This is a genomic window from Allosalinactinospora lopnorensis, from assembly GCF_000981225.1.
GTDB lineage: Bacteria > Actinomycetota > Actinomycetes > Streptosporangiales > Streptosporangiaceae > Allosalinactinospora > Allosalinactinospora lopnorensis.
The window spans coordinates 1-6164 of sequence record NZ_LAJC01000136.1 but is presented as its reverse complement, the minus strand read 5'-3'; the positions used below and the strand labels follow the sequence as shown (position 1 = coordinate 6164).

General features: G+C 69.4%; 6 protein-coding genes and 2 pseudogenes. All 8 read left to right on the top strand.

Translation table 11 applies throughout. The features are described from left to right. Positions 1-253, top strand: a pseudogene (locus VS93_RS29930) (hypothetical protein); the annotation flags it as partial. A gap of 15 nt (positions 254-268) precedes the next feature. Further along, complete coding sequence (locus VS93_RS25710) at positions 269-526, top strand: hypothetical protein (RefSeq protein WP_046472434.1); 258 nt, start codon at positions 269-271, stop codon at positions 524-526. Between the two features lie 289 nt (positions 527-815). Further along, positions 816-1454, top strand: a complete 639-nt coding sequence (locus VS93_RS25705; RefSeq protein ID WP_052746006.1) for an alpha/beta hydrolase — start codon at positions 816-818, stop codon at positions 1452-1454. Positions 1455-1662: 208 nt separating this feature from the next. Continuing rightward, entirely contained in the window at positions 1663-2517 is an 855-nt protein-coding gene (locus tag VS93_RS25700; protein ID WP_082127207.1) for an ABC transporter permease, read from the top strand. Between the two features lie 65 nt (positions 2518-2582). Next, a complete protein-coding gene (locus tag VS93_RS25695; protein ID WP_046472432.1) occupies positions 2583-3587 on the top strand; it encodes an ABC transporter substrate-binding protein in 1005 nt (334 codons plus the stop codon). Beyond that, entirely contained in the window at positions 3587-4423 is an 837-nt protein-coding gene (locus VS93_RS25690; RefSeq protein WP_046472431.1) for an ABC transporter ATP-binding protein, read from the top strand. The genes VS93_RS25695 and VS93_RS25690 overlap by 1 nt, the downstream gene beginning before the upstream one ends. Positions 4424-4514: 91 nt before the next feature. Further along, positions 4515-5264, top strand: a complete 750-nt coding sequence (locus tag VS93_RS25685) for a MerR family transcriptional regulator (RefSeq protein WP_046472430.1) — start codon at positions 4515-4517, stop codon at positions 5262-5264. Positions 5265-5938: 674 nt separating this feature from the next. Next, positions 5939-6164 (top strand): annotated as a pseudogene (locus VS93_RS32250) (ABC transporter substrate-binding protein); the annotation flags it as partial.

Genomic DNA, 6164 nt, shown 5'->3' with positions numbered 1-6164 from the left:
AGAGGACGTCGGCGAAGGTACGGGCGAGGCCGCGGGCCAAGTCGGCAAAGGCGCCGGCAAAGCAGTAGAGGACACCGGCGAAGGCGCGGGCGACGCCGCGAGCCAGGCCGGCAAGAGCGCGGGCAAAGCAGCGGAAAGCGCCGGCAAGGCCGGCAAGAGGGCCGGCAAGGCGGCGAGCAAAGTCGGTAGGAACGCGGGCAAGGCCGGCAGGAGCGCAGGCAAGAGGGTCGGAAACACGAGCAAAGAGACCTGAGGCGGCGTAAGGACCATGGCCAGACCATCACGACCGCGCAGCGGCGACGTGGAGATCACCGCCTCCGTGACCGGGGAGGAGCTGACGTTCCACGAAGCGCCGGAGACGGCGGTGGAGTTCCCCGGTGACGCGGACCAGGAGTCCGCGTCCGGCAGTGACCGCGTCAACCTGCCAGATCAGGTTGAAACGGGCGTCACCTACCGGGACGTCCGCGTCGACTACCGCATCGCGAGCCGGCTGACCGATCCGGACCACCCGACCGAGGAACGCTGAAGACACGGCCCGTGCCGGTTCCCCGCGGTTCCGTCCGGCACCTCGTAGCGGCCGCCGCGCTTCCAGGACCCGACCTCGGATCCCCGTCGCCGGCGGGCACCGGCCCTCGGGTCGATCACGGCGGCTCCCCGTCCGCGTCCCCCGCCCGCGAGGGCCCTCCCAGCGCGGCGCCCGGATTCGTTAGGCTGGCCGGACCGCTCGGCCCATGGCCGGGCGCCGTAAGGCGTCGGAACCGGGGTCGGGCGGCGTCGGACGCATGACCCGCTCGAACCCCCCAAGGCTGGGTCGAATGACCAATCCGCATCTGGCACGGCCGGCGGCTCTTGCCGGCGCGCGGCTCCAGGACGCCGATCTCGCGGCCATCGTTGTGCACGGCCGCAACCAGGACCCGGAATTCATGATGGGCGTGCTCGACCGTCTCGCCCTGCCGGAGATCGGCTACGTGCTGCCCAGGGCTGCTGAGCGCACCTGGTATCCGGAAGGGTTCACCGCCCCGATCGACGCCAACCAGCCACGACTCGACCAGGCGCTGGACACCTGCGCGCAGGCGCTCCACCAGGCGGGCGAGCACGGCTTCCCCCCAGAAAGGACAGCCCTGCTCGGCTTTTCCCAGGGCGCCTGTCTGCTCTCGGAGTTCATGCTGCGCAATCCGCGGCGCTACGCCGCGGCCGCACTGCTCACCGGCGGCTACATCGGACCGGCGGACCAGCCGCGCTCCCCTACCGGTTCGCTGGCCAACACACCGGTGTTCCTGGGGAGCAGCCGCTACGACGAATGGGTTCCCATCGAACGGGTCGAGGCGACCGCCGCACTGATGCGGGAGATGGGCGCCCAGGTCACCATGCAGACCTACGACGACCGGGAACACTTCGTCAACGACGAGGCGATCGCCCAGACCCGCGCACTGCTCACCAGCGCCCTATCCTGACCCGCCCGCGCGCTCGTCCCGTCGGCCACCGGCTGTGACGTCTCGGTACCGCACGGACAGGTACTCTGACCCCCCCTCCCTTGACCACTGTGATCCGCGCTATTAATCTACACAGACGACGTACTGGAAAGCGCTTTCAAAAAATGAGAGCGGGATATCCGAGAGCGGCTCCGTGCCGCGGTCCTGTGGCCGGCTAAGGAGGAGGAGCGTGAGCTCCAACACCACAGCATCCCCACCGACCGGTGTGACACCGCATGCTCGACCCGCCGCCAGTGCGCGCGCCGCCGATCTCGTCGACCGATCCTGGCGTCCGCTCGCCCTTCTTCTGGCTCTCTTCCTGGTCTGGTGGGCGGTGACCGTGACCGGGCTGATCCAGCCCTACCTGGTTCCGTCCCCCGGCGCCACGATCGAGACCCTGGTCGATAACTCCGGATACCTGATCCAGCACACCTGGATCACGACCCTGGAAACAGTGGTCGGCTTCGCGCTGGCGGTGGCGTTCGGCGTCCTGGCCGCCGTGCTCATCGTGTACTCGCCCACCGCGGAGAAGACGCTCTACCCGGTTCTGCTGTTCGCACAGGTCATCCCGAAGATCGCCATCGCACCGCTGTTCATCGTCTGGCTCGGCTTCGGCTTCTCGCCCAAGGTGCTGATCGCGATCCTGATCGCGTTCTTCCCCATCGTCATCTCGATGGTCGCGGGCCTGCGCGCCGTCGACCCCGAGATGCTGGAACTCGCCGCCACCATGGGCGCCGGACCGCTGCAGACCTTCGGCAAGATCCGGCTGCCCGCCTCGCTGCCGCACCTGTTCTCCGGCCTGAAGGTCGCGGTCACGCTGGCGGTGACCGGTGCCGTGGTCGGCGAGTTCGTCGGCGGCAACGAAGGGCTCGGGTTCGTGATCCTGCAGGCCAACGGCAACATAGACACACCCATGCTGTTCGCGGGCCTGATCGTGATGTCGTTCGTCGGCGTCGTGCTGTTCTTCCTGATCGAGCTGGCGGAGAAGCTGCTCCTCCCCTGGCACCCCAGCCGCCGGAGCAATGCCGCCACCACCGCCTTCTGAACTGTTCGCCCCTCACCCCCCGTACCGCCACAGACACTCCGCGCGAGTCCCGGAAGGTTTACCGCATGAAGCAGCAGCTCAAGCTCACGTCCGGCGCCGCCGCCCTTCTTCTCGCCGCCGCCTGTACGGGCGGCGGGGGCGGCGACACCGGCGAACTCGATGAGGTCACTCTCATGCTCAACTGGTATCCCTACGGCGAGCACGCCCCGCTGTACTACGGCCTGGAGCAGGGCATCTTCGAGGAGCACGGGATCGACCTGAGCATTGAACCCGGACAGGGCTCACAACGGACCGTCCAAGCCGCCGGCGCCGGGCAGGCGGACTTCGGCTGGGCCGACACCCCCGCCCTGCTCGCCTCGGCCGGCGAGGGCGTCCCGGTCCGCAGCCTCGGCGTGTACCTGCAGACCACCCCCTCCGCGGTGCAGTTCTTCGCCGAAGAGGAGATCGAGGAGCCCGCGGACCTGGAGGGACTGACGCTCGCATCCACCGCGGGCGACGCGCTCACCACCACCTTCCCCGCGTTCCTCGCTGCGAACGACATCGACGAGGACGCGGTCGAGATTCAGAACACCGACTCCGCGGGCAAGATCTCGGCCGTCGCCTCCGGTCAGACCGACGGTCTGCTCGGCTTCGCCCACGACCAGGCACCGAAGATGGCGGAGGAGACCGGCCGCGAGGTCGACGTGCTGCGCTACGCGGACTGGAACCTCAACTACTACGGAAACGGCCTGCTCACCTCCGAGTCCGCCGTCGAGAGCGACGAGGACCTGGTCCAGCGCATGGTCACCGCCACACAGGAATCCTGGAGCGCCGCCCAGGACAACCCCGAGAAAGCGGTCGCGGCCATGGAGGGCGCCTCCGAGCAACTTCCCAGCGACCAGGTGCTGACCGAGCAGCTCGACGCCACGTTCGAGCTGCTGCACACCGACGCGACCGAGGGCGAGGCTCCCGGCGTCAACGCCGAGGAGGACTGGCAGCAGACCATCGACATCCTGATCGAGACCGGGTTCATCGAGGAGGCGGGGACACCCGACGCGTACTGGACCGGCGAGTTCGCGGAGGCTCAGTAGTGACGGGCGCGCACGACCAGGCGGGTGTCCTAGACGGAGATCCCGCGGCGGCGGACGGAGCCACCGCCGCGGCGGTGCGGATCGAGGACGTCAGCGTCCGCTTCCGTGCCAGGAAGACCGAGGTCCTGGCCCTGGACGACACCACTCTCCGGGTGGGACGGGGCGAGTTCGTCGCCATCGCCGGGCCTTCGGGGTGCGGAAAGTCCACGCTGCTGAAACTCGCCGCGGGACTGCTGCGCCCGTCCTCCGGCACGGTGTCGCTGTTCGACAGCGAGGTCACCGGCCCCCGGGCCGACATCGGCTACGTGTTCCAGCGTGCCGCACTCCTCGAATGGCGCACGGCCCGGCGCAACATCGCCATCCAGGCGGAGATCCGGCGCATGGACACCGGGGCGGCCAACCGGCGCATCGACGAGCTGATCGAGATGACCGGGCTGGCCGGCTTCGAGGACGCCTACCCGCATGAGTTGTCCGGCGGCATGCAGCAGCGGGTCGCGCTGTGCCGCGCCCTGCTGCACCGCCCCCCGGTACTGCTCATGGACGAGCCGTTCGGCGCGCTCGACGCGCTCACCCGCGAGCAGATGAACGTGGAGCTCCACCGCATCTGGCGGGAAACCGGAACGACCATCCTCCTGGTGACGCACTCGATCGCCGAGGCGGTCTACCTGGCCGGGCGGGTCGCCGTGATGAGCGCCCGCCCCGGCCGGGTCATCGAAACCCTCGACATCGAGCTTCCCGACCAGCGCGACTACGCCGCGACGATGTCCGACCCGGCCTTCGCGGCCGCGACCAACCGGATCCGCCGGCTCCTCGGCGCCGAGGGCGGGATCGACTGACCGGACCGGAACGCCCGCGCCGCGATTGACCTTGACGCTGCGTCAACCCCTACCGTCGTTGTCACCGACGACGGGTCGAAGGGACCGAGCGATGGAATGGTCCATTCAAGAAGTCGCCCGCTCGGCCGGTACCACGAGCCGAACGCTGCGTCATTACGACGACATCGGACTTCTCAGACCGAGCCGGGTCGGCGGGAACGGCTACCGCTACTACGACGAGCACGCGCTCGTGCGGCTGCAGCGGATCCTGCTGCTGCGCGAGCTCGGCCTCGGCCTGCACGCCATCGCCGAGGTGGTCGAGGGTCAGCGGGACACCGCCGCCGCACTGCGGGCCCACCTGGAGCTGCTCGAACGGGAACGCGCGCGGATCGGACGGCGGATCGAGTCGGTACGCACGACCCTGGACAGGATGGAGGGAGGTGAACACCTGGTGGCAGACGAGGTATTCGACGGTTTCGACCACACGCACTACAAGGACGAGGTGATCGCGCGCTGGGGCCGCGAGGCCTACGAGCAGGGCGACCGGTGGTGGCGCTCGCTCTCGGAGGACGAGCGGAACGGATTCCAGCAGCGGCAGCACGCCATCGCGGCCGACTTCGCCCGGGCGTGTGCGGCAGGCCGGACGCCCGACAGCGAGGAGGTTCAGGCCATCACCGGGCGCCATTACGACTGGGTGGCGCTCGGCTGGCAGGGCAGGCGCCCGAACGCGGAGCAGTTCGCCGGGCTCGGCCAGATGTATGTCGACGATCCGCGCTTCACCACGGTCTACGACAGGCACGATGAAGGCACGGCGGCCTTCATCCGCGACGCGATGAGGGTCTACGCCGAACGCGCCCTGTAAGCGCCGGGGCGGGAGCTGCCCACTCCCGCCCCGCACGGGAGCGCGGGACTGCGGCTCCCCCGGAAAGGACGGTCCTGCTCGGCGCCCCGCAAGGCGCCCACCCGCTCCCGGGATTCATACGGCGCATCCCCGGTGCTCCCCCGCCCTTCAGTACTACCCCGCCGGTGCGTTGGCCCGGTCCGGCCCGGGGCGGCGATTCGGCTTTCCTCCGATCTCCTGAAATCCCGTCGTGAGTCTGGCACGCTCCCAGGATGACTCCGGCCACGGCTGATAAAGCGCAGGCGGAGTCGGTGCCGTCTCACGCGGAGATCTGCACCGCCATGTCCTGCGATGACTCCCCGCACCTGGAACATGTGCCCTCCCGCGCCGGCGGACGCTGGAGGGGCGCCGAGCGCCTGCCGGACAGTGGTGCGCGGGCCCTGCCGCGGGCCGGTGGCCGCAGCGCTTCTCGACCAAGGCGAGCCGGACGGTCGCGCCCGGATGGTCGAGGCCGCACCCTTTTGTTCCGTGCGCGCCCCGCCGCCCCGGTAGGTCCCGTGCGTGCCGGATCGGCGCGCACCGCACCCAACAGCCCGGTGTGTAGCAGCACGCACCTGCCGCGGGGTTCTGGACCCCTGCTAGATCTACCTCACACAGCCACGGATGCGTTCGCGCGCTCTTCAGGAGGTTCCCCCATGCCGAGACAGCTGAAACTCGCCCCTTGCGCCGCCGCTTTTCTGCTCACCACCGCCTGCGCGGGGGGCGGGACCGCCTCCGAGGAGGAAGGACCCGACAAGATCACTCTCACGCTCAACTGGTATCCCTACGGCGAGCACGCCCCGCTGTACTACGGCCTGGAACAGGGCATCTTCGAGGACTACGGGATCGACCTGAGCATCGAACCCGGACAAGGGTGCCACC

Coding starts and splice junctions, on each gene's coding strand:
- VS93_RS25710 (WP_046472434.1), top strand. CDS start 269: ATGGCCAGACCATCACGACCGCGCAGCGGCGACGTGGAGATCACCGCC.
- VS93_RS25705 (WP_052746006.1), top strand. CDS start 816: ATGACCAATCCGCATCTGGCACGGCCGGCGGCTCTTGCCGGCGCGCGG.
- VS93_RS25695 (WP_046472432.1), top strand. CDS start 2,583: ATGAAGCAGCAGCTCAAGCTCACGTCCGGCGCCGCCGCCCTTCTTCTC.
- VS93_RS25685 (WP_046472430.1), top strand. CDS start 4,515: ATGGAATGGTCCATTCAAGAAGTCGCCCGCTCGGCCGGTACCACGAGC.